This window comes from Paenibacillus phocaeensis, from assembly GCF_900021165.1.
Lineage (GTDB): Bacteria > Bacillota > Bacilli > Paenibacillales > Paenibacillaceae > Fontibacillus > Fontibacillus phocaensis.
Genome location: NZ_FCOQ01000018.1, coordinates 938,663 through 962,493 on the forward strand (window position 1 = coordinate 938,663; position 23,831 = coordinate 962,493).

Below are 23,831 nucleotides of genomic sequence, written 5' to 3' on the forward strand. Positions count from 1 at the left end.
GTTATTCGCCACTAACGCCTTTTCGGGGGCAACAGCAGCGAACGGTACAGCGCCTCGAACATAAACTCCAACGCTTCCAGATGGCGTTTGGCCTCCTTCATGCTAGAACCCCAGGCATAAATCCCGTGGTTTTGCAGCAGAAATGCAGGGACACGCGTGTCCAGTCCGCCCGGGATTCGTTTGAGAACCTCGGAAAGCTCCGCAGGGTTCGGCAGAACCGGCACCCGAACCTCTTCTAGTGTCTCCCAGATGTCCAAGCTTTTAAGCAACTCGTTTCCCTTGAGAGGGATGCCGCCATCCGCGCCGAAATATTCGCTGAGGACATTGTTAAACGCCGTATGTACGTGAACGATCGCGCTGCAGCCGGTCATCCGGTAAATTCTCGCGTGAATCGGCATGTCGGCGCACGGCCTCAGCCGCGTTGGCTCGAAAGGCTCGCCGGCTGCATCGACGAACAGTACGCCTGCCGCAGGGGAAGACTCCAGGGCTAACTCCGACGCGTGCTTCTCATCGGACGTCACGGCAAACGCAAACCGGTCCGGCGCGTAAGTGCCGACCCGTACGGACAAGCTTCCGCTGGAAGCGGGGAGCCAGCCGCGGGCCGCGAATTCCTCCCGGACGCGGTGGATGATGCCCAGCGCCGCTTGTTTATCTTCCCATGGGATATCGACGTAGTTCATGCTGCCGCCCCCTTTCAGGCTAACCTTTAAACGCGGACCTTGCCTTTGGCGCACCGCGAAGCTTCGCTATTACAGCAGCGCTTGCTTTACGGCCTCGCCCATTTCCTTCGAACGCTCGGCGGCCCGGTGGACCGCTGCCCTCACGTTCGGCTGGAAGCCGCCCGCTTCGAGCACGCCAATCGCGGCTTGCGTTGAGCCGTTTGGCGAGGTGATGTCCGCACGCAGCTTGGTTGGCGCTTCGCCGGTTTCGGACATCATGAAGGCGGCGCCCAGCACCGTTTGCACGGTCAGCTCGCGAGCTTGTTCCGGCGTTAAGCCGCCCTCGATACCCGCTTCAATCATCGCCTCCATCAGGTAATAAACATATGCAGGTCCACTCCCGGATACGCCTGTTAAAATTTCCATTTGCTCCTCGGGGATCACGCTAACCATGCCGACGGCTTCGAACATCGCCAACACCTGGGCGCGCTGCTCTTCAGACACTTCCGGCGAGAAGGAAATGCCGGTCGCGCCATATCCGATGGAGCTGGAGGTGTTGGGCATCGTGCGGGCCACAGCTGCCTTCTTGCCGAGCAGTGCCTGAATCGTGGCGATGGATAAACCCGCGATCAGGGACACGATCAGCTGGCCTTCGCGAAGGAGCGGGCCGAGGCCGGACAATGCCTCTCCGGCATCTTTGGGTTTCATCGCCAGGACGATAACGGATGCATCCCGCAGATAGACCTGCTTGGCATCCGCCTCGACCGCCGTCTGAACTTGATAGGTTTGTGCCAAGTAATCAAGCCGTTCCCGATTCGAGCGGTTCAGCATGACCATTTGGTCCGGACGTCCAACTTGTTTATGGAGCAAGCCGCGGACGATCGCCTCAGCCATCGAACCTGCTCCATAGAAACAGAGGGTGGAGGCGGCCAAAGCTGATGGATTTGTTTTCATAGGGGATACCTCCTGGTGTAGTGGTGAATAAGGGAGGGGCGGCTCGTTACTGCCGAATCTGCCCGTCCCCATGGATGATGTATTTACTTGACGTCAGCGCAGCTAGACCCATCGGTCCCCGAGCATGCAGCTTCTGGGTACTGATGCCGATCTCCGCCCCGAAGCCGAACTCGAAGCCGTCCGTAAATCGCGTTGAGGCGTTATGGTAGACCGCCGCCGCATCGACTTCCTGCTGAAACCGCTCGGCGTTTGAGCCGTCCCGGGTAACGATACACTCGGAGTGCTTCGTACCAAAGCGGGCGATGTGGGCCATCGCTTCGTCAAGACTGCGAACGATTTTTACGTTAAGGATATAGTCGTTGTATTCCGTCGCGTAATCCTCGTCCGTAACCGGTACAGCCCAAGGAATCAACTTGCTTGCGGTCTCGCAGCCCCGCAGCTCGACGCCGGCTTCCTTGAAACGGGTCGCCAGCTCGGGCAGATGCCGTTCGGCAAAACTCTCATGCACGAGCAAGGTTTCCATGGAGTTGCAGACGGAAGGGCGTTGGACCTTGGCATTCAACGCGATATCCGTCGCCATCGCGGGGTCGGCGGTGGCATCCAAATACGTATGGCAGATCCCGGCGCCCGTCTCGATGACCGGCACCGTAGCGTTCTGGACAACGTTCTGAATGAGCGAGCTCCCCCCGCGCGGGATCACGACGTCGAGCAGTCCGTTCAGCTTCAGCATTTCATCGACGGAGGATCGGCTTGGATCCTCGATCAGCTGCACGGCGTCAACAGGGACCCGGGTCGCTGCGAGAGCGCCGTGAATAAGCTCGATGATTTTGCGGTTGGAGGACAAAGCGGACGAGCCGCCGCGCAGCACCACCGCATTGCCTGTCTTCAGGCACAAGCCCATGGCATCGACTGTAACATTGGGCCGGGCCTCGTAAACGATCCCGATGACCCCAAGCGGGACGCGGCGTTTGACGATATGCAGGCCGTTCGGGCGATCGATCGTCTCCAGCACGTCCCCGACCGGATCCGGCAGTTCGGCGATTTGCCGCAGCCCTTCGGCGATGCCTTCAATCCGTTCCGGGGTTAAAGCCAGGCGGTCGAGCATGGATTTCGAGGTTCCGTTCTCACGTCCCCGCTGCAAATCTTCCTCATTGGCAGCCAGAATGGCGTTGCTGCCGCTTACCAGCGCTTCGGCCGCTGCCAGCAGCGCTTCGTTCTTTTGCGCCGTCGTTAACCGGTTCAGCACGGACACGGCGCTGCCGGCACGCTCGGCTTTTTGTCTCACTTCACTCATGGGTATACCTCCTTGAACATCCGCTTCGGGATCAGATGAACTTCTTATGCTTTCAGTGAAATCCACTCGTCTCGGTGGATAACCTCCAGACGATGGACGCTGTCCATGACCTTAACGACTTCGGCGCTGGGGAGGCCGAGGATGTTGTGGAGCTGGTCTGCATCATAGTTAACGATGCCGCGCCCCAGCACCTCGCCGTCGGCGCCGACAACCTCAACGACGTCGCCGGTATGGAAATGTCCGCTCGCGGCTCTGACGCCAACCGGCAGCAGGCTTCGCCCGCCGCGGATTAGAGCCTCCTCGGCACCGGCATCAACCGTCAGCGTTCCGATCGGGGTGGAGAAGAAGCCCAGCCACTGCTTCTTCCGCGGCAGCGCCGCGCCGTGAGCCTCGAAATAGGTGCCGCGCCCGTCGCCGCGCAAAGCGGCAAGCAGCTCCCCTGGGGAATTGACTTTGCCGACAAAGACGGGGACGCCCCCCAGCGAGGCGATTTTGGCCGCGTCGATTTTTGAACGCATGCCTCCGGTGCCTACCGCAGAACCGGCACCGCCGGCAATCGCGCAGATCTCGCCGGTGATTTCCGTGATCCGGCTGATGCGTGTCGCCGCGGGGTCCAGGCGCGGATCTTTGGTATACAGCCCATCCATATCGGTCAGGATCAGCAGGTGATCGGCTCGAATCAGGTTAGCGACGAGAGCGGACAATGTATCATTGTCGCCGAACTTCAACTCATCCACCGATACAGTATCGTTCTCGTTAATGATCGGCAGTACGTTCCGGTTCAGCAGCTCCTCGATCGCCATGCTGGCATTGCCCGTCCGCTTGCGATTCTGAAAGTCGGACCGGGTCAGCAGCACCTGAGCGGCGGAAACTCCGTGCAGGGCCAGCTCCTCACGATAGGTCTGCATCAGCAGCGCCTGGCCGACGGCGGCAGAAGCCTGCTTCTCATGCAGCAGCTTAGGCCGCTCAGGGTAGCCGATCTCGCGGAACCCTGCGGCAACCGCGCCGGAGGTTACAAGCAGCGGCTGGTACCCCGCCTGAATCAGTCCGGCCAATTCGGCCGCGAAATAGGCGACGGCCTCCCGGTTTAGTCCTCCTTCCGACGAGGTCAGCGAACTGCTGCCGATTTTGACGACGATGCGTCGCAGCATGGGGATTCCTCCTTGAACTTTAGGTAAAATAAAAAAACTCCCGCCTTTGCACGCAAAGGACGAAAGTTTTGACTTCCGCGGTACCACCTTTATTGATGAGGGAGCTCATCCAACTTGAATGCCCGGTAACAGGGGCGCTGTCCGGCTTGTTCGGCCGGCCGCTCAGGGATAGGATTCGGAAAGGGCTAGCAGGTAAATTCTTTCAGCCGGTGGAATTTACTCTCTGTATCGCCGCGTTCTTTCGTACTGGTCCCGTCTGCGCGTTTGGGAAATTGTCCGTCTAGGAATCTCATTTTATGTTAGCATACCACGGGATTCGCGGCTTTGCAAAGGAAATGCGGCGGTTCATCTCGATTACGGCATTGGCCTGCTCGGCCGCTTCGTCTTGCGTTGCCGTGAAGCCGCCATTATGATGAGAATCAAGAAGCAAGCCGCATAGGAAAGGGGGAGATCAAGCCGTGAAACAAGCGACGAATCAAGCGAAACGTCTCCCGGACCGCTGGCGCATCGCCCTGGTCCAGTGCGAGATCGATTTAGGGAATCCCGGGAACAATCGGGCCCGTATGGAACGATTGCTGGAACGGGCGGCTTCGGCCGCAGAGAAGCCGGATCTCATCCTGTTGCCGGAGCTGTGGAATACGGGATATGCCTTAACGGAAATCGGGGAACTTGCCGAGCCGGAGGGGCGGGAAAGCCGGGAATGGCTGGCGGCTTTTGCGCAGCGTCAGGGAATTCATGTGATCGGCGGTTCCATCGCTGAAATCCGAAGCGGCCAAGTGTATAACACGATGCCGGTATTCAACCGCTACGGAGAAGAGGTCGCGGCGTACTCCAAAATCCATCTGTTTCGGTTAATGGAGGAAGACCAATTCCTGCAGGCAGGGGAACGGTGCGTAACGTTCGAGCTGGACGGCTTGCTTGCCGGGGCGGCGATCTGTTACGACATCCGGTTTCCGGAACTCGCACGCAGCTTGGCGTTGCGCGGTGCGAAGCTGCTGTTCGTGGCGGCGGAATGGCCGCACCCGCGCCTCAATCATTGGCGCACCCTGCTCGCTGCGCGGGCGATCGAAAATCAGATGTACGTGATCGCCTGCAACCGCACGGGAATTAGCGGGGGCGAAGCTTTCTTCGGCCATTCGATGATCATCGATCCTTGGGGGGATATCGTGGCCGAAGGCGGCGAAGCGGAGGAGATCGTCACCGCCAGCATCGATCTGACGCAGGTTGACCAAGTCCGCCGCCGCATTCCCGTCTTTGCCGACCGGCGGCCGCAGCTTTATGAATGATACAGCGATTGGCGCTGCTCCATCGTCGCTTTAAACGTCTCAATGAACGCCTCGGCCGCTTTGGACAGATATCGGCCTTTGCGATAGGCGATGACCAACGTCCGGCTGGGGGCGGGGGCGGCGAGAGGCAAATACGCCGGGATCAATTCGCTTCGTTTGGCCCGGGCGATAAACCGCGGTACGAGCGTGATGCCCATGCCGGCTGCTACCAGCGATTGCACGGTTTCGATATTGTTGCTCTCAAAGACGACGTTAGGTTCAAACCCGGCCCCCCGGCACAGATCAACGGTCAGCTTGCGGAAGCCCTGGCCTTTTTTGAGGACAATAAACGGTTCGTTCTGAAGCTGCTTCATTTCCACGCCCCGCTCCAGCACTCCGGGGATCTTCGTTAAGGGATGATCCGGCGGGACCGCCAAATCGATGATCTCTTCGCCAATCGGCTCATAGGAGAGCGTCGGCTCCTGCAGCGGCAAGGAGAGCAAGCTGAGATCGGTGCCGCCGCCGGCTGTGAGTTTCTCCAGATTGAGGGAGGTGTCCTCCAGCAAGGTGACTTGAATATTCGGATAACCTTCCTTAAATGCGGGGAGCACATAAGGCAGCAGATGGGAACCGGTAATCGGCATACTGCCGACCACGACGCGGCCTGCCCGAAGCTGGGAGATGTCGTCCATCTCCTGGCGCAGCTCCGCAACAGCGTCCATTATTTTCTGCGCATGTGCGATGAAGCTCGCCCCGGCGTAAGTCAGCTCAACGGTGCTCGTATTGCGCTGGAACAGCTTCACTCCGAGCTCCTGCTCCAGCTTGGACAACTGCTGGCTTAGCGAGGGCTGGGCGATATGGAGCTTGTCGGCGGCACGGGAGAAATTTTTTTCCTCGGCAATTTGCAAGGTGTATTGAAGTTGGCGAAGTTCCATGGGATCCTCCCTTGGTTTCTTATAAGTAGAACCTATAAGATCACTATATCATATAGATATTTGTCTTGGTATAGCGCTTGCCTTTATAATAGAGGGAAACATCAAGTGGTTGGAGGTTTTCGCTTGAAACGGAAAAAATGGTGGAAAGAACTCGGCGGGTGGGGCTTCTCAATCGCCCTCGGCTTTGTGCTTAGCATGATCATCGGCATTTTTATCATTCAGCCTTATAAAGTTGACGGACATTCGATGGAGCCAACCTTAAACGACAATCAACGGATCTATGCCTGGAAATTTATGCATGTGCTGGAGAAGCTGCCGGCTTACGGCGACATCGTGATTATCGACAGCCGAGTCGACCGGAGCCGTACGTTCTGGGACGACGTGAAGGAGCATCCGATCATTACCTGGCTATCCGGAGGGGAAGAGAATGATGTATTCTACGTTAAGCGCGTCATCGGCTTGCCGGGGGATACGATCGAAGTAAAGGAAGGGCACGTGTTCCGCAACGGACAGCAACTTCAGGAGCCGTACATCAAGGAACAGATGGATGCCAGTGCGACACAAGCATGGGAAGTGCCGGAGAACCACGTATTCGTGATGGGGGATAACCGGAATAACAGCAACGACAGCCGCAGCATCGGACCGGTACCGCTTGATCATGTGATGGGGATCGATTCGTTTTAAATCAGGAAGCAATGGAGCAATCCGAAGCCGGGAAGTTTCTCGGCCGGGTTGCTCTTTTTAATTGGGGACGGGGGTATAGGTTTTGTCTATCAATCATATTGCTTTCTGGTCTTGGACGATGGTTTCATTCGGGCGTTAAAATAGGGATCAGTTCAATGAAGGGGGTGGCGTTATGCACCAAACGGTGGTCTCGACGCTTCTTGGCGTGCTTGTCCCGCTGTCGGTACCGGTTGCCGCCGGAGCGTTGCTGGCCCGGTTCCGCGCCTGGGACACGAAACCTCTGCTCACCTTGTATTTATACGTGCTGAGTCCGGCCATTATCTTCGACACGCTGCGGAATGCCCGAATCTCCATGGATGAGCTGTACAGCACGATCGGCTTCGCCCTCGTTAACCTGCTTCTGATGTGGGGGGCGGCTATCGCATTGGGGCGCTTATTCCGGCTGGATTCGGCGGAGAAGGCCGGGTTGACGCTCATCTCCACCTTAACGAACAGCGCCAATTACGGGTTGCCGCTCGTTCTGCTGGCCTTTGGCCAACTCGGCCTGGATAAAGCCTCGGTGTATGTGATCACGCAGATGATTCTTGTAAATACAGTGGGGGTTTATTTCGCAGCGCGATCCCGTTTCTCCGTTCAAAATGCCGTCAAGTCCGTATTTGCCTTGCCGGCGGTTTATGCGGCGGCGCTGGCAGTGTTTCTCAAATTATACGGCCTTCACCTGACCGCCGGGCTGGAGCAGGGGATTTCCATGGTCGCGGCCGCGTATTCACCGGTGGTGCTGGCGATCCTGGGCGCACAAATGGTGAAGGTCGGCCGCCCGGAGGCGAAGCAGGTGAAACCTGCCGCGTTCTGGACAGGCATGGGGGTCCGTTTGCTGCTGGCGCCGCTGATCGCCTTCACGGCACTCAAGCTGCTGGGCATTTCCGGCATGCTCTTCTCTGTCCTGTTCATTCAAGCCTCCATGCCGGTCGCGGTGAATGCGGTCGTGCTGGCTGAGCGGTTTGACGCCGCCCCCGGTCTGGTGTCCAAGTGCATTGTCTGGACCACGCTCGCTTCCTTCCTCGTGCTGCCGGTGCTTATCGTGTTGGTTCAGCCCTTGGGCTAAGGCTGACGCTCTCTCAACTCTTATAAGCTAAACCTATTACGTTTATAGATATTATATCTTGGAACAATTAACACGATCATGTTATATTGAATTCAACATTCAAGGCGGCTGAGAGCGACGAAAGCTTGCTATCGCCTTGATATCAGGTACGAATCCTTGTGTGGGGTGAATGAACATGAGCAGCAAAAAGACAATGTACGAGAAAATTTGGGATCATCACGTCATCTATCAAGAGGAAGGCAAGCCTAGCATTATCTATATTGACTTGCACCTCGTGCACGAGGTGACTTCCCCTCAGGCGTTTGAAGGGCTTCGCCTCAGCGGCCGTCAAGTGCGCCGCCCGGAATTAACCTTCGCGACGATGGACCATAACGTTCCGACCAAAGATCGCTATAACATTTCCGACCCGATCTCCAAGCAGCAGATCGACACGCTTTCTCAGAACTGCCGCGATTTCGGCATCACCTTGTATGACCTGGACACGATCGATCAAGGCGTTGTGCATGTCATGGGTCCGGAACTGGGACTTACGCATCCAGGCAAGACGATCGTTTGCGGCGACAGCCATACGTCTACGCACGGCGCGTTTGGCGCGCTTGCCTTTGGCATCGGGACAAGTGAGGTTGAACACGTCCTGGCAACCCAATGTCTGCAGCAAGCGAAAGCCAAAACGCTGGAAGTTCGCTTCGTCGGCAAACGAAAACCGGGCGTAACCGCAAAGGATATGATTCTCGGCGTCATTGCGAAGTATGGCACCGACTTTGCGACCGGCTATGTGATCGAGTATACAGGGGAAGCCATCCGCGAGCTGTCGATGGAAGAGCGGATGACGGTCTGCAACATGTCGATTGAAGCCGGGGCAAGAGCGGGGTTGATCGCGCCGGATGAGACGACATTTAATTATCTGCGCGGCCGCGAGCATGTGCCGCAAGGCGCGGCGTTTGAACAAGCGGTAGCGGAGTGGAAGAAGCTGACCTCCGATGAAGGTGCCGTTTACGACCGTGTCGTAGAATTTGACGTCGATTCTCTGATCCCGCAGGTGACTTGGGGAACCAGCCCGGGGATGGGAACAGGGATCAACGGGACGGTGCCGAATCCGGCCGATTTCGCATCCGACAATGAACGGAAGGCTGCTGAGAAGGCGCTGGAATACATGGATTTGAAGCCGGGCACCCCCATGACGGGAATTGCCATCGACTATGTGTTTATCGGTTCCTGTACAAACGGGCGGATCGAAGACCTGCGCGCTGCGGCGGAAATCGCCAAAGGCTACAAAGTCTCTGACCAAGTTACGGCGATCGTCGTTCCGGGTTCCGGCCGCGTGAAGCTGCAAGCCGAGAAGGAAGGGCTTGACCAGGTGTTTAAGGAAGCGGGCTTCGAATGGCGCGACGCAGGCTGCAGCATGTGTCTGGCGATGAACCCCGATGTCTTGCAGCCAGGTCAACGGTGCGCCTCGACCTCCAACCGCAACTTTGAAGGACGGCAAGGGCGCGGAGGAAGAACGCATCTGGTTTCTCCAGCCATGGCGGCTGCGGCGGCGATCAAGGGTCATTTCGTCGACGTGCGCGAGTGGGAAATCAAAAGCGAAGTCCTGAGCTAATCAAGGGAAAAGGGGAGAATCGACGATGGAAGCATTTGTGAAACATACCGGTATCGTGGGTCCGGTGGACCGCGTAAACGTGGATACCGATGCGATTATACCTAAGCAGTTTTTGAAGCGGATCGAACGGTCGGGCTTCGGTCAGTTTCTGTTCTATGAATGGCGGTTCGACACAGAAGGGAACGTGAACCCTGAATTTGAGTTGAACCAACCGCGTTACGAGGGGGCATCCGTGCTCATCTCGCGCGTCAACTTCGGATGCGGCTCCTCTCGGGAGCATGCGCCGTGGGCGATTCTGGATTACGGATTCCGCTGTGTGATCGCGCCCTCTTTTGCAGACATTTTCTATAACAACTGCTTCAAGAACGGAATTCTGCCGATTAAACTGTCGGAGGAGCAGGTGGAAGAGCTGTTCCAGCGTACGGCGGCTCATGAAGGCTACAAGCTGACGGTGGATCTGGAGCAAAAATCGATTACCGACGAATTCGGCCTGAACTTGAGCTTTGATCTGGATGAGCATCGCCGCCAATTTTTGCTGCAAGGCTTGGATGACATCGGGTTGACTCTTCAACATGAGGATTTGATCGCGGCATACGAGAAGAACAAGTTTGCGAATATGGCTTAAACTGCCGAAGTTTGGCGGGCAAGTCCCTGCTGCGAAATGCAGCGGGGGCTTTTTTTTGTCAATCTATGAAAATAGGAGTCTATCAAGCTCGCGATTTTTCTGATATTATGGAAGTAATTAGCAGTGCATTGGGAATGTTGGCGTTTACAAAGGTCGCTGGATGGCAAGTAGCCGGGGGCACCCGCCAATGAGGTTCTGGATTCGGCAAATTACGAGGGTGGGGTAGGGATTAACGAATGAAGAAATTGGGCTTGATGATGTTTATGTTGGTTGGTTTGCTGGTTTTCCCGGGCTTGGCAAAGGACGCCTACGCGGCCTCATCAGCGGCCTCCGGGACGCATATTGTATTGGACGGTCAGGAGCTGAAGCAGCCCCCCGGCGCCCAGGCCGGTATTGCGGGAGGCAACGTTATGGTGCCGCTGCGCGTAGTTGCCGAGGGGATGGGTTACCAGGTCGCCTGGGAGAAGAAGAGCGGAACGATTACCATCTCGCAGGAGGGGACGGAGCTTAAGCTGACGCTCGGCCAGAACACGGCTACCGTAGACGGGCAGCAGGTCAAGCTGAACAGCGCTCCTTATCTGCAGGGGGATTCGACGCTTGTGCCGCTGCGTTTTGTGGGAGAACAGATGGGCATGGAGGTGAGCTGGGACAATGTCACCAAGTCCGCTTATTTAACAAGCCCTGCGGGAGGCACGGCAGGCGGCGTCGTTCCGGGCACTGTCAGTCAAGGGCCTGAGCAGGATCTCCCCATCACCGTTCCGTCAGGACCGCCTGCGTCGGAAGAGGATCCTACATACGTGCCTGGAACTTCCAACAACAACCAGACAGAGGTTGCTACGGCTTTGATTCAGGGCATCAGCTTTAATGAGAACCGCTTGATGTTTGCCTTTTCCGGCAGCGTCACCCCAAACGTATTTAAAATGAGCGGTCCGGATCGGATCGTCGTCGATCTTCCTAACGCCAATTTTGCCCCGACCTTTGGGGAAATTCATCCGTTAGACGCCAGTCAGCAAGGCCAATTTACGGTCAGCGATTATCCGGATGTATCCCAGATTCGATATTCTCTATTTAGCACGGCACCGTCTACCGTTCGCATCGTGATCGACTTGAATCAGAACGTTGATTTTAAGGTAACGAATCTTGATGAGGGTCTGGTAACCGTCGATTTGACGGCGGGAGCGGCATTGCCGGGCGCCAACTTGAGCGGAGACGGCCGTCCGGTCGTGGTCATCGACGCGGGGCATGGCGGGAGCCAACCTGGAGCGATTAGCGTCACCAAGAATCAGGAGAAGGAGTTTACCCTTGCAGTGGCGCTGAAAGTCGAGGCGCTGCTTCGACAAGAAGCCAATTTGGATGTAGTGATGACCCGTACGACGGATGTTACGATGACGTTACAAGATCGCGTGAAGGTCGCCAACGACCTGGGGGCTTCAGTGTTCGTTTCAATTCATGGCAACAGCATCGATCCTCCAAGCAACCCCAGCGGTTCGGAAACGTATTACACTCGGGAAGAGAGCATTCCGCTTGCCAACGTCATGCACCGGCATCTGGTGGATGCGACCGGCTTGGCAGACCGCGGCGTCCGGAAGAGCAGTCTCCATGTCACCCGGGAGACGAAGATGCCGGCCGTTCTGCTGGAGGTGGGGTACCTCAGCAATAAGAACGATGCAGGCCTGATGTATAGTGAGGAATTTCAACAGCGCGTTGCTGAAGGTGTAGCCGCGGGGATTAAAGAATATCTGGGCCTATGATAGACGGAAGAGGCCGAAACGATAAGGGGGCAAGCGGCATGAGAAGAATAGCGGTATTGCTGGTGATGGTAGCGTTGCTGGGGGTTGCCGCAGGTTGCGGGAGCAAGCCGACGGCATCCCCTCCGGCTAACGAGACCGCATTGGATGCGGCGCTGAGCAGCGGTGCGCAGGGGAACGATCTGCAGGAGGTTCAAGGATCTGAGAATGGTGAAGTCGAAACCGGGGATGGGGCTGCTAACGTGAATACTCCGGATCCGGCATCGGAAAAACAAACCATTCAGGTGTACCTTACTGACAATGACTTGATGGATTTGAAGCAGAAATCGCGCGAAATTGAATATACGGCGGATCGAAGCAAATACGAAAGTGCCTTTGCGGCGTTGCAAACGGCAGAGGACGGACTTTTGTCCCTCTGGGAGAAGGTGGTCCTGAACACGATGAAGTTCGACGCAGCAAGCGGGCAGCTGAATCTCGATATCAGCCTGCCGGACGAAGCCCGCTTGGGCGCAGGCGGGGAGTCGTTAGCCATCGAAGCGTTGAAGAAAACGATGTTCCAGTTTGATGAAGTCAAACAAATCCAGCTGACCTTGGATGGGGAGCCGGTCGAATCGCTGATGGGCCACGTTGATCTGGAGCACCCGATGAGCCGGTAGAAGTGATGGGAGTATAGATCGTCCGGAGTAAATAACTGATAAGAAGAGCGCGGAAAGGCCGCGGTGTGAAAGGGTTCTGGAAATCACTTCACCCTCTGGCCTTCAAGCGCTCTTCTATGCGTTATGGAACTTCCTCCGGCTACCCCGTTTGCCATGGAGAGAACGCACGCCCACCACTCGTTTGAACCTGAATTAACGGGATAATGCCCGAAGGAGGGGCAGAGCGGGAGTTTGCAGCCGATTTCAGGTAATACAGGATTTTCGTAGGAAGCTCTGGCAAAAGTTAAGCGAAAAAATGCCATAATTTCGCAACTTTCCAGGGCTTTTGGCGTCTAATATGTCGTCTGCTGATGTCGAAACGCGAAGGAACGCGGATCGGTTGTTCGGAGGCAAAATTCTAGGATGGTAGGGGTGACGGATGAAGAAAAAAAGTTTGGCGGCGCTCATGTTCGCCTGGATGCTGTTGTTGGTAATCGCGCAAACAGGACATGCTGCGCCCGGCAGTACGAGTATTTATCTGGATGGGAAAGCGCTCGCTTTGCCCAAAAATGGACAAGTCCAAAATGTGAACGGAAATGTGATGATTCCAATTCGTGTCGTCGCGGAGGAGCTGGGTTTTGACGTCAACTATGAGAAAAAGACGAGCACGGTAACCATAAACCAATCGGGGACAACGCTTATTCTCAACGTCAACAAAACAACCGCTTCCGTGAATGGAAGCCAGGTCAAACTTCCCATCGCGCCGAAGCTGGCCAAGGACACGACGCTCGTGCCGATGCGATTCGTCGGTGAGCAGATGGGACTGCAGGTGTCTTGGGATAATACGGCTAAAGCCGCATACTTGACGACGCCAAATTCCGGCAGCGGAAGCGGAAATGCCGGCAATGCGGGTTCCGGCGCCGGTACCGATAATGGGACGGATACGGACGGACAGGGGCCGGGAACGATTGTACCTCCGGCGGATACCGCCAAGCTGGCTAATGTGACCGGGATCGGGTTTAGCAACAACAGCCTGATGATTGCGGTCGATGGCAACGTGACGCCTAACATCTTTACCATGAGCGGTCCGGAACGGCTGGTCATCGATCTTCCGCAGGCTCAATTTGCGGAGACGTTGGCGAATGGAGCGCCGCTTGATCTTAATAAGAGCGGGGCTCTTGAAGTGACGGAGTATCCGGATGTGTCCCAGGTGCGGTACGCGCTGTTCAGCAGCAATCCGTCAACGGTACGGGTTGTATTGGATCTGAATTATAAGGTGAGTTATCAACTGATCAATCAGAATGACGGATTAATTATCGTTAATTTGAACATGGATGGCCAGGGCGGGAGCTCCGGCGGCGACGGAAGCAAGACGGTCGTGCTGGATGCCGGCCATGGAGGCAGCGATCCGGGAGCGATCAGCGTCACCAAGAAGAAGGAGAAAGACTTCAACCTCGCGGTGGTGCTGAAGGTGCAGCAGCTCCTGCAAAATGATCCGAATATCAATCTGGTGCTCACGCGTGAAAGCGATACTTATCCGACCTTGCCTGACCGGGTGAAAATCGCCGAAAACGTCGGCGCGAACATTTTTATCTCTGTTCATGCGAATTCCGGTTCGGCTACAGCCAGCGGCGTAGAGACTTACTATACCCGAGCGGCAAGTCGAGATTTAGCCAATGTTATGCATAAGCATCTGGTACAAGCCTCCGGCTTGGCCGATCGCAAGGTCCGTACGCAAAGCCTGCACGTGACCCGGGAGACCACCATGCCGGCCGTGCTGCTGGAATGCGGGTACTTAAGCAACAAGAACGATGATGCCTTGCTGGCAACTGACGAATATCGCAACAAGGTAGCCCAAGGCATCGTCGACGGCATCAAAGAATACCTCGGCCTTCAGTGATCGCCGGGCGAAGGAGGAAGGAACCGTGAACAGAAGAAGAAGCTATATCCTCGGCGTCCTGGTTCTTCTGCTCGCCTTGAGCAGCGGCTGCGGGCAGAAGCCGCAGACCGCTCCGAACAACGGAGCAGGGGATGCTGGGACGAACCAGGAGAATGTACAGGCTCCCGACACGGCTACGCCGCAGAATGCGGATTCGTCGCAAGGAGCGGGAGGGACGAATCAGCCTCAGCAGATCACGGCAAACATTGAAGCGTACTTCACCGATGATCAAATGCTGGAGCTCAGCAAAGTCAGCCGGGAGATCGCTTACCCGGCGGAAGAGGACAAATATCTGGCGGCGCTTAAAGCGCTGCAGACCCCGAATGATGCCAAACAGTTCTCCTTGTGGGGCAAAGCCGAATTTCATTCCGCGACATTGAAGGACGGTACAGTCACCGTCGACTTGTCCCTGCCCGATGAAGCGCGTCTAGGCGCAGGCGGGGAGGCGTTGGCGCTTGAGGCGCTGACGAACACCCTGTTTCAATTCAGCGAGGTTCAAGCGATCGACTTATTAGTAGATGGAACTCCCGTGGATACTCTGATGGGGCATGTCGAACTGACGCACCCGTTGTCAAGAAATTAAGGAATCGGGGAGGAACTTGCCCGTCCGCCGTCGAATGAGTATAGAGATCTTTTTTGGAGAAAGGAAGAATTTGATGGCATCCTATAAACGCACGTTTAAACGCAGTACCCAAAAGGCGGTTTCCGCTATGCTGGTCACGGCCATGTGTTTGGGCGGGACTACCGCGGCATTTGCCGAGGAAACGACGACCGCGAACCCTACGCATAACGTCGCAGCCGTATCCTTGTTCAGCGATGTACAAAGCGGATTTTGGGCGGAGAAACATATATACAAGCTGGCGGCCGAAGGAATTCTTCTCGGCGATGCCGGCAAGTTCCGGCCGGGGGATAACGTTACCCAACAGGAAGCCATTACGATGGCCATCCGCTTCATGAATCTGGATTCTCAGTTGGGCAGCGGAACCGGCGCTCCGGCAGATCTGAAGGTCGGCAATTATTTTAAACCTTATCTGGAACTGGCATTGTCGAAAAATCTAATCAATAAAAGTGAAGAGATTGCTGCGACAAAGGAAGGCGAGTCCTGGGGAGAGAAGAAGGCTTCACGGGAATGGGTGGCCAAAATTCTGGTGCGTTCCCTCGGTAAAGATACGGAAGCCAAAGCTTCGGCATCCATGACGACCGGGTTCGCCGATCAATCGAGCATCTCTGCGAACGCGCGGGGTTATGTCAATGTGGCCGTTCAGTTGAACCTGACCAAAGGGGTGGAAGGCAACCGCTTTGATCCGCTTGGCAAAGTCACGCGGGCTCAACTCGCTACGTTCTTCAGCCGCGGCGGTGAATATGTCAATCCGGGTTATGCCAACGTTTACGAGGGCATTGTAACCCAACTGACGGACAGCAAGCTGACGTTGTATACCAATGGTCAACTGAAGGATTTCACGCTGGATAACCGCTCGGTTTATTTTACGAAGGATTCCGAAGTGAGAACAACGCACAGCGCTTTGAAGCTGTACACCAAATTGCTGGTCGTGGATAAGGTGGGCTCGGCCGCTTATGTGGAAGTGACGGATGCGAAGCAGCAACTGGAACGTTCGGAAGGAACCTTGCTGCGGGTTCTTGGCAATAACCAGTTGCTCCTGCTGGTCAATAACACCCCGTTGACCTTAACTTATGATAGTAGTACGTCATTTGTCGATCAATATGGGAACACGATCAAAGTCAGTGACTTAACGCCGGAGAGCACTGTAGTCGTACAGCGTGAAACCTTTACTTCCGAGAAAAAACCGGTGATCGTACAACTGCAATCCGTTGGCAATGTCTCCGGCAGCGGTACGATTTCCAAGGTTGATCTCACTGGGAAAACCGTTACGATCAAAGTAGCCAACGGCACTGAAGAAACCTTCAAATTTGATGACAAGACGATTTTGCTGTACCAAAATCAGGTCTTAAATCAAATGGGGGAAGTGAACGAAGGAGCAACCGTGACTTTTGAGGTTAAGGACGGAGTGCTTGCTTCCTTGGTCGTCACCCAAGCCACCGAACGTACGGTGACCGGCACTTTGCTGGATCTTGTCGGCGATTCGCTGCTCAGCTATACGAACGCAAGCGGCCGTGACGAAATCAAGCGGCTGGCGAAGAACGTGACCGTTCAAATTAACGGGATCGCGGACGCGAGCCTGGACGATCTCATTACGGACGCTAATGGCGGGGACAAGGTGGAAATGACCTTGAATCCGGATGACGAAGTGACCAAGATCGTTGTGACTGGACGGCAATCCATGCAAATGGCGAATGCGACCGTGATCAACTATGATGCCAAATCCAAGGCGCTTACCGTATCTGATGCGGCTGAGAAACCGTACGTGTTCGTGATCGACGATAAGACGAAATACACGTATAACTCAACAGCGCCAACGCTGTCCGGTCTGGAGGCGCTGCTCTCCAAAGGGCGCAGAGTGGATCTGACGGTTGTAGGTTCACGTGTGGTTAGTGTGGAAGTAACCTATAAATACGAAGGCACTTATGTATCGACGAATACCTCGACGAAGAAGGTTGCGATCCTGCTGTCTAACGGCAAAACCGTGGAGATCCCGTATCAGGGAACCACTCCTTCGATCAGCATCTATGGCAAAGCTAGCGCTTCGTTGTCAGATGTCAAATCCGGGGATGCGGTAACCGCGATGCTGACGGCGAACCAAGACGCGCTGCAAACGTTGGCGGTCAAGACCTCCATCCAGTTCGAAATCGCTTCGGTGAATACGTCGAACAGCCGCATTCGGGCGACGGCAGACGGAGTTTCTAGAGACTTCTACGTCGATCAGGCTGTATTGCTTGGCGAAAACGGCGGGGCAATCAGAGTCACCGATCTGAAAGCGGGTCAGACGATTAACGTTACGTTTAATGGGCAGAATGCCGTATCGCTCCAAGTGGTGAAGCTGACGTTGGGCAAGGTTCAAAGCGTCGATGGTTCGACGTTGACGGTGAAGTCTTATGCCGGCAATGTGGAAACATTCAACTTGGCTAGCGGTGTGAAGGTCCAGCGCGGTTCCGAGGTCAGCACGAGCATCAATTCCCTGACAACCAACGATCGTGTTGAGGTTCGCAAGGACACGAACGGCGGAGTGGTGGTCAAAGTATTCACTACGCAGGAACGTAAATTTTCCCGTTACGATGGGGTAAGCAAAGAGATCATCGTGTTGCGGTCCAGTACATCGGATAACAACTACCGGTTTGCGGTGACGCCGGACACCTATATTCACCAAGGTGACACGACAATATCCGTGCAATCCCTCAAGAATAATGATAAAATTGTTTTGTATTTCAACGGAGACAAGCTGGTTGAAATCGAAAAGCAATAATCATTTTTCGTGAGATCAACCGTCTTGATGCGGGATGTTTCCCGGATCAAGGCGGTTTTTTCGCGGATAAATCCGAGCTGCCAGCGGGGCCTCCAGGAAAGGGGTGGAGACATGAACGCGGCTGACGTCCGCCATATTTTAGATACGATCGGTGTCATGTTTCCGGATGCGCGCTGCGAGTTGAACCACGAGAATGCTTTTGAGCTTACGATCGCGGTTCTCCTGTCCGCGCAGTGCACCGATGCAACCGTAAATAAAGTTACGGCCGATCTATTCCAGAAGTACAAGACACCGGAAGATTACGTATCCGTTCCGCTTGAAGAGCTGGAACAGGATATCCGCAAAATCGGCTTGTTCCGCAGCAAAGCGAAGCATATCCAGAACCTGTGCCATATTTTGCTGGAGCGATATGGCGGGGAGGTGCCGCGGGAACACGAGCGATTGGTTGAACTTCCCGGGGTGGGACGGAAGACGGCGAATGTCGTGGTATCCAACGCCTTTGGCGTTCCGGCCATCGCTGTCGATACGCATGTGGAGCGCGTCAGCAAACGACTCGGTTTGGCCGGCTGGAACGACTCCGTACTAGAGGTAGAGAAGAAGCTGATGAAGCGGGTTCCCCGAGAAGAGTGGACTTTAACGCATCATCGCTTGATTTTCTTCGGAAGGTACCATTGCAAGGCGCAAAACCCGAAATGTGAAGTCTGTCCGCTGCTTGACGTGTGCCGGGAGGGCAAGAAACGTATGAAAACGCCGCAAAACAGAAAAAATAAGAAAAGCGCGGCAAAGTAAGATAACGAATAGGTGAGGATGAGAGACCCCATGAGATGCATTTCTGTGTATACCGATAACTTTGAGCAGTTCTCGGACGTATTTGAGCAAGTGATTGATCTGAATTTGGGCGAAAACGACGAACGTGAGGTCGAAGGCTTGGTTGTCAGCGACTCCGGCGAAGTGCCTGAGCATTATTTGGAACGGATGTCCGTTAAACCGGAAGTGGTCGTGATGAAGGATAAGACCAGAGGCATTACGATTTTGCAGCATGGCAAGGTATTTGAGATCCTGCTGCCGGCGGAAACGGCGAAAGTGGTCGGTTAAGCGGGGCGAAATCCCATAAGTCTAAGCGAAATAGAATCCCCTCCGAGGATTCGTGCAGATTGCACGGCTCCCCGGAGGGGATTTTTTGCGTTGTTCCATTGAGAATTTCAAATGTAATCGAATACATGTTATTTATGCGTCATATAAACTAACGTGGATTATGGCTCATTTGTTAACTGTCCGCAAAAACAAGGGAATTTGGTGATATCTTAATTGACGTTATTTTTACACAAACCTATGATTAAGATAAATTTTTACAGTTTATTCAAAGAATTCAGGCCTGAATCTTTGAAAAGCTGACATCACCGTCGAAGAAAGGAGAGCAAATCGTATGAGCTCGATAACCGAAGCCGCCTGTTCGTCCGCAAGCGGGGAGATCGCCAGGCATCCCTGCTATAGCGAGGAAGCGCACCGTTATTTTGCGCGGATGCATGTTCCGGTGGCTCCGGCTTGCAACATCCAATGCCATTATTGCAATCGAAAATTCGACTGTGTCAACGAGAGCCGTCCCGGCGTGGTCAGCGAATTGCTGACCCCGGAGGAAGCGATCCGAAAGGTCACGGTCGTTGCGGCTCAGCTCCTTCAGTTATCCGTCGTCGGCATCGCCGGCCCGGGCGATCCTCTCGCCAATGCCGGGCAAACATTCCGCACGTTCCGGGGAGTCCGGGAAGCCGTTCCCGATGTCACGCTTTGCTTGAGCACCAACGGCCTGACGCTGATGAAGCATATCGGGGAGATCGTCCGGCTAGGCATTGCGCATGTGACGATAACGATCAATGCGGTGGACCCGGATATCGGCAGCCAAATCTACGGATGGGTGTACGACGAGGAAGAGGGCCGCAAATACGAGGGGAGGGAGGCGGCCGGCCGGTTGATATCCCAGCAGCTTCAAGGGTTGAAGGCGTTAAGCGACAAGGGCGTGCTGGTTAAGGTGAATTCCGTACTGATCCCGGGTGTCAACGACAGGCATCTGCCGGTCGTCTCGCGGACGGTGAAGGAATTAGGCGCATTTATGCACAACATTATGCCGCTGATTATCGCGCCCGGCAGCCGCTACGAGCAGGAAGGGCGAAAGGCGCCGACTCCCCGACAGCTGCACGCGGTACAAGCGGCATGCGGGGAGGAAGGATCGCGGATCATGCGGCATTGCCGGCAATGCCGCGCGGATGCGATCGGGTTGCTCGGCGAGGACCGGAGCGGCGATTTCACCCGAGAGAAGCTGGCATCCGCTCCGAGGCTTGATCTGGAGGCGCGCCGGCAAATGCAAAGCGATCTCGAGGCGAAGGTCAGGCAACTGGAGGAACGCAAAGCGGCCCGGACGGTCGCCGGGAATATGGCGCAGCCCGCCGGTTGCGCTTGTGCGGGCACCGGGGCAGCGGCGGATGCGGGAAGCGGCGCCGGCTATCGGCTCCGCGTGGCGGTCGCCTCCCGCGGAGAAGGGCGGGTGAATCTGCATTTCGGCCATGCCAAAGAATTTATGGTGTATGAAACCGACGGCGAAACCGTATCCTTCCTCGGCGTTCGCAAGGTGCAGGCCTATTGCCAAGGGCGGGCCAACTGCAATGGCGACAAGGCGGCCACGCTGAGGGAAATCATAGCCGGGTTAAGCGATTGTTCCGCCCTCTTCTCCGCCGGCATCGGCAAAGTGCCGGAAGCCAAGCTGAAGGCGGCGGGGATCATCCCGGTGGTCAAACCCGGTTCGATCGAGGAGTTGATCCTGGAACATGCCAAATACGAGCGTTATTTGTATTTTTCGTCAACCGGGCATCATTCAATTTCAAATAAACGGAGGTCATTTCTATGAGACAAATCGCGTTTTACGGAAAAGGCGGAATCGGAAAATCCACGACTTCGCAAAATACGTTGGCTCAACTGGCCAAAAAGTTCAATCAAAAAATCATGATCGTCGGCTGCGACCCAAAAGCGGACTCCACCCGGCTGATTCTTAACACGAAGGCACAGCAAACCGTGTTGCATTTGGCTGCGGAGCGGGGATCGGTTGAGGATCTGGAGCTGGCGGACGTGATTCAGGAAGGATTCGGCGGCATCCAATGCGTGGAATGCGGCGGGCCGGAACCGGGCGTCGGCTGCGCGGGGCGCGGCATCATTACGGCCATCAACTTCCTGGAGGAAGAAGGCGCGTACGAAGGTCTGGATTTCGTATCGTACGACGTGCTCGGCGATGTCGTTTGCGGCGGTTTCGCCATGCCGATCCGCGAGAAAAAAGCGGAGGAAATCTACATTGTGTGTTCCGGCGAAATGATGGCGATGTACGCGGCCAACAACATTGCCCGGGGCATTTTGAAATACGCCAACAGCGGCGGCGTCCGGCTCGGCGGCTTGATCTGCAACAGCCGGAACACGGACCGCGAAGATGAACTTATCACCGAGTTGGCCCGCCGCCTGAACACGCAAATGATTCATTTCGTTCCGCGGGACAACGTTGTCCAACGCGCCGAACTGCGGCGCATGACCGTCACCCAATACAACGAGGCCCATGCTCAAACCGCCGAATACGAGCAGTTGGCCGACAAAATTCTGCATAACGATAGGCTGACGATCCCGACGCCGATCAGCATGGATGAGCTGGAAGATTTGCTCATGGAATTCGGGGTGATCGAAAACGAGGAGACCGTCGCCGCCCAAATGAAAGCCGCGCTTTAAGGCGCGGCGGGCAAGCGGTGCCATGTTTATCCCATAGAAAATGAAGGAGCGGGAGGTAGGAGAATGGGGACGACGGACGTAATCCAAAACAGGCAACACATCGAGGAGATGCTGGACATCTTCCCGGAGAAAGCCAAAAAAGAACGCAAACGGCATTATGAGGTCATGGAGGAGGATCACAAGCAGGATTGCGGCAAATGCGCGATCAAATCCAACGTGAAGTCGCGTCCGGGCGTGATGACGATTCGCGGCTGCGCCTATGCCGGCTCCAAAGGCGTGGTATGGGGGCCGATCAAGGATATGGTGCACATCAGCCACGGCCCGATCGGCTGCGGCCAATACAGTTGGGGGACGAGACGGAATTACGCAAACGGCCTGCTTGGGATCGACAATTTTACGGCGATGCAGGTGACCAGCGATTTTCAGGAAACGGATATCGTGTTTGGCGGAGACAAGAAGCTGGAGGTCATCTGCCGCGAGATCAAGGAAATGTTTCCTTTGGCGAAGGGGATTACGATTCAATCAGAGTGCCCGGTCGGCCTGATCGGCGATGATATCGAGGCGGTCGCCAAGAAGATGAGCAAGGAGCTCGGCATCCCGATCGTGCCGGTCCGCTGCGAAGGCTTCAGGGGCGTCAGCCAATCGCTGGGCCATCACATCGCCAACGACGCGATTCGCGATTTTCTCATGGGCCGGGCGGAGCTCAAGGAATGCGGCCCGTACGACGTCAATATCATCGGCGATTACAACATCGGCGGCGATGCCTGGGCGTCGCGGATTCTGCTGGAGGAAATGGGGCTCCGGGTCATCGGGCAGTGGTCCGGCGACGGCACGCTCCAGGAAATCATGACCGCCCACAAAGCCAAGCTGAATTTGATCCACTGTTTCCGCTCCATGAACTATATGTGCGAAGTGATGGAACGGGAGTACGGCATTCCCTCCATGGAATACAACTTTTTCGGGCCGACCAGAACGATCGAAAGCTTGCGGGCCATCGCCGCCCGCTTCGACGATACGATCCGGGCCAACTGCGAGAAGGTCATCGCCAGATACCAAGGGGAGATGGAGAAGGTCGTCGCCAAATACCGTCCCCGGTTGGAGGGGAAAAAGGTGATGCTGCTGATCGGCGGCCTGCGGGCCCGCCATACGATCGGTGCCTACGAGGATCTGGGCATGGAGATCGTGGCCACCGGTTACGAATTCGCCCACAAGGACGACTATTTAAAAACGATCCCCGAGCTGCGCCAAGCGACGATTCTGATGGACGATCCCGGGGCTTACGAGCTGGAGGAGCTGGCGCAGCGGCTGAACATCGATTTGATGNAGGGCGGGTGAATCTGCATTTCGGCCATGCCAAAGAATTTATGGTGTATGAAACCGACGGCGAAACCGTATCCTTCCTCGGCGTTCGCAAGGTGCAGGCCTATTGCCAAGGGCGGGCCAACTGCAATGGCGACAAGGCGGCCACGCTGAGGGAAATCATAGCCGGGTTAAGCGATTGTTCCGCCCTCTTCTCCGCCGGCATCGGCAAAGTGCCGGAAGCCAAGCTGAAGGCGGCGGGGATCATCCCGGTGGTCAAACCCGGTTCGATCGAGGAGTTGATCCTGGAACATGCCAAATACGAGCGTTATTTGTATTTTTCGTCAACCGGGCATCATTCAATTTCAAATAAACGGAGGTCATTTCTATGAGACAAATCGCGTTTTACGGAAAAGGCGGAATCGGAAAATCCACGACTTCGCAAAATACGTTGGCTCAACTGGCCAAAAAGTTCAATCAAAAAATCATGATCGTCGGCTGCGACCCAAAAGCGGACTCCACCCGGCTGATTCTTAACACGAAGGCACAGCAAACCGTGTTGCATTTGGCTGCGGAGCGGGGATCGGTTGAGGATCTGGAGCTGGCGGACGTGATTCAGGAAGGATTCGGCGGCATCCAATGCGTGGAATGCGGCGGGCCGGAACCGGGCGTCGGCTGCGCGGGGCGCGGCATCATTAAGGCCATCAACTTCCTGGAGGAAGAAGGCGCGTACGAAGGTCTGGATTTCGTATCGTACGACGTGCTCGGCGATGTCGTTTGCGGCGGGGTTGTAGATGGG

At 55.7% G+C, this 23,831-nt stretch carries 22 protein-coding genes; 17 read left to right on the plus strand and 5 right to left on the minus strand.

Features of this window, described 5'->3' with window-relative positions; translation table 11 throughout:
* Positions 1–11: 11 nt before the first annotated feature.
* From mtnB to proB, 4 genes are all read right to left on the minus strand, one after another.
* A complete protein-coding gene (mtnB, locus tag BN3795_RS14440) occupies positions 12–680 on the minus strand; it encodes a methylthioribulose 1-phosphate dehydratase (protein ID WP_068785314.1) in 669 nt (222 codons plus the stop codon).
* A 69-nt stretch (positions 681–749) separates the two neighbouring features.
* The gene (gene proC / locus BN3795_RS14445) at positions 750–1,613 is read right to left on the minus strand and encodes a pyrroline-5-carboxylate reductase (protein ID WP_068785315.1); all 864 of its coding nucleotides are present in this window, start codon (positions 1,611–1,613) and stop codon (positions 750–752) included.
* A 46-nt stretch (positions 1,614–1,659) separates the two neighbouring features.
* Positions 1,660–2,907 (minus strand): glutamate-5-semialdehyde dehydrogenase, encoded by a 1,248-nt coding sequence (locus BN3795_RS14450; RefSeq protein ID WP_068785316.1) that lies wholly within the window; start codon positions 2,905–2,907, stop codon positions 1,660–1,662.
* A 44-nt stretch (positions 2,908–2,951) separates the two neighbouring features.
* The gene (gene proB / locus BN3795_RS14455) at positions 2,952–4,058 is read right to left on the minus strand and encodes a glutamate 5-kinase (protein ID WP_068785317.1); all 1,107 of its coding nucleotides are present in this window, start codon (positions 4,056–4,058) and stop codon (positions 2,952–2,954) included.
* Between the two features lie 458 nt (positions 4,059–4,516).
* Between proB and BN3795_RS14460 the strand changes: the two genes are divergently transcribed.
* Positions 4,517–5,344, plus strand: coding sequence for a carbon-nitrogen family hydrolase (locus BN3795_RS14460; RefSeq protein WP_068785318.1), 828 nt, complete (start codon positions 4,517–4,519; stop codon positions 5,342–5,344).
* Here the strand turns inward: BN3795_RS14460 and BN3795_RS14465 are convergent.
* A complete protein-coding gene (locus BN3795_RS14465; protein WP_068785319.1) occupies positions 5,335–6,258 on the minus strand; it encodes a LysR family transcriptional regulator in 924 nt (307 codons plus the stop codon). The two genes, BN3795_RS14460 and BN3795_RS14465, sit on opposite strands and share 10 nt — an antisense overlap.
* A 123-nt stretch (positions 6,259–6,381) precedes the next feature.
* On the opposite strand from BN3795_RS14465, the gene lepB reads away from it, so the two are divergent.
* The 16 genes from lepB to BN3795_RS14545 all read left to right on the plus strand — a co-directional run.
* Positions 6,382–6,942, plus strand: coding sequence for a signal peptidase I (lepB, locus tag BN3795_RS14470; protein WP_068785320.1), 561 nt, complete (start codon positions 6,382–6,384; stop codon positions 6,940–6,942).
* A 172-nt stretch (positions 6,943–7,114) separates the two neighbouring features.
* On the plus strand, positions 7,115–8,047 hold the full coding sequence (locus tag BN3795_RS14475; protein ID WP_068785321.1) for an AEC family transporter: 933 nt from the start codon (positions 7,115–7,117) through the stop codon (positions 8,045–8,047).
* Between the two features lie 175 nt (positions 8,048–8,222).
* On the plus strand, positions 8,223–9,647 hold the full coding sequence (gene leuC / locus BN3795_RS14480; protein WP_068785322.1) for a 3-isopropylmalate dehydratase large subunit: 1,425 nt from the start codon (positions 8,223–8,225) through the stop codon (positions 9,645–9,647).
* A 25-nt stretch (positions 9,648–9,672) separates the two neighbouring features.
* Positions 9,673–10,272 carry a 3-isopropylmalate dehydratase small subunit gene (gene leuD / locus BN3795_RS14485; RefSeq protein WP_068785323.1) on the plus strand — a complete coding sequence of 200 codons (600 nt, stop codon included), beginning with the start codon at positions 9,673–9,675 and terminating at the stop codon, positions 10,270–10,272.
* A 236-nt stretch (positions 10,273–10,508) separates the two neighbouring features.
* Positions 10,509–12,023 (plus strand): N-acetylmuramoyl-L-alanine amidase family protein, encoded by a 1,515-nt coding sequence (locus BN3795_RS14490; protein ID WP_068785324.1) that lies wholly within the window; start codon positions 10,509–10,511, stop codon positions 12,021–12,023.
* A gap of 38 nt (positions 12,024–12,061) precedes the next feature.
* Complete coding sequence (locus BN3795_RS14495; RefSeq protein ID WP_068785325.1) at positions 12,062–12,676, plus strand: GerMN domain-containing protein; 615 nt, start codon at positions 12,062–12,064, stop codon at positions 12,674–12,676.
* 418 nt (positions 12,677–13,094) lie between these two features.
* Positions 13,095–14,555 (plus strand): N-acetylmuramoyl-L-alanine amidase family protein, encoded by a 1,461-nt coding sequence (locus tag BN3795_RS14500; RefSeq protein WP_068785326.1) that lies wholly within the window; start codon positions 13,095–13,097, stop codon positions 14,553–14,555.
* A gap of 25 nt (positions 14,556–14,580) precedes the next feature.
* Positions 14,581–15,177, plus strand: a complete 597-nt coding sequence (locus BN3795_RS14505; protein WP_068785327.1) for a GerMN domain-containing protein — start codon at positions 14,581–14,583, stop codon at positions 15,175–15,177.
* Between the two features lie 73 nt (positions 15,178–15,250).
* Entirely contained in the window at positions 15,251–17,974 is a 2,724-nt protein-coding gene (locus BN3795_RS14510; protein ID WP_068785328.1) for an S-layer homology domain-containing protein, read from the plus strand.
* Between the two features lie 111 nt (positions 17,975–18,085).
* Complete coding sequence (nth, locus tag BN3795_RS14515; RefSeq protein ID WP_068785329.1) at positions 18,086–18,763, plus strand: endonuclease III; 678 nt, start codon at positions 18,086–18,088, stop codon at positions 18,761–18,763.
* Positions 18,764–18,793: 30 nt separating this feature from the next.
* Positions 18,794–19,069 carry an NAD/NADP transhydrogenase alpha subunit gene (locus BN3795_RS14520; RefSeq protein WP_068785330.1) on the plus strand — a complete coding sequence of 92 codons (276 nt, stop codon included), beginning with the start codon at positions 18,794–18,796 and terminating at the stop codon, positions 19,067–19,069.
* A gap of 331 nt (positions 19,070–19,400) precedes the next feature.
* Complete coding sequence (gene nifB, locus BN3795_RS14525) at positions 19,401–20,873, plus strand: nitrogenase cofactor biosynthesis protein NifB (RefSeq protein ID WP_068785331.1); 1,473 nt, start codon at positions 19,401–19,403, stop codon at positions 20,871–20,873.
* Positions 20,870–21,733, plus strand: coding sequence for a nitrogenase iron protein (gene nifH / locus BN3795_RS14530; RefSeq protein ID WP_068785332.1), 864 nt, complete (start codon positions 20,870–20,872; stop codon positions 21,731–21,733). The genes nifB and nifH overlap by 4 nt, the downstream gene beginning before the upstream one ends.
* Before the next feature lie 108 nt (positions 21,734–21,841).
* Positions 21,842–23,068, plus strand: a complete 1,227-nt coding sequence (nifD, locus tag BN3795_RS14535; RefSeq protein WP_456319973.1) for a nitrogenase molybdenum-iron protein alpha chain — start codon at positions 21,842–21,844, stop codon at positions 23,066–23,068.
* Positions 23,065–23,424, plus strand: a complete 360-nt coding sequence (locus BN3795_RS14540) for a NifB/NifX family molybdenum-iron cluster-binding protein (protein ID WP_068785333.1) — start codon at positions 23,065–23,067, stop codon at positions 23,422–23,424. The genes nifD and BN3795_RS14540 overlap by 4 nt, the downstream gene beginning before the upstream one ends.
* Positions 23,421–23,831: AAA family ATPase (locus BN3795_RS14545; protein ID WP_198524713.1), on the plus strand; the 411-nt coding region annotated here is incomplete at its 3' end. The genes BN3795_RS14540 and BN3795_RS14545, both read left to right, overlap by 4 nt.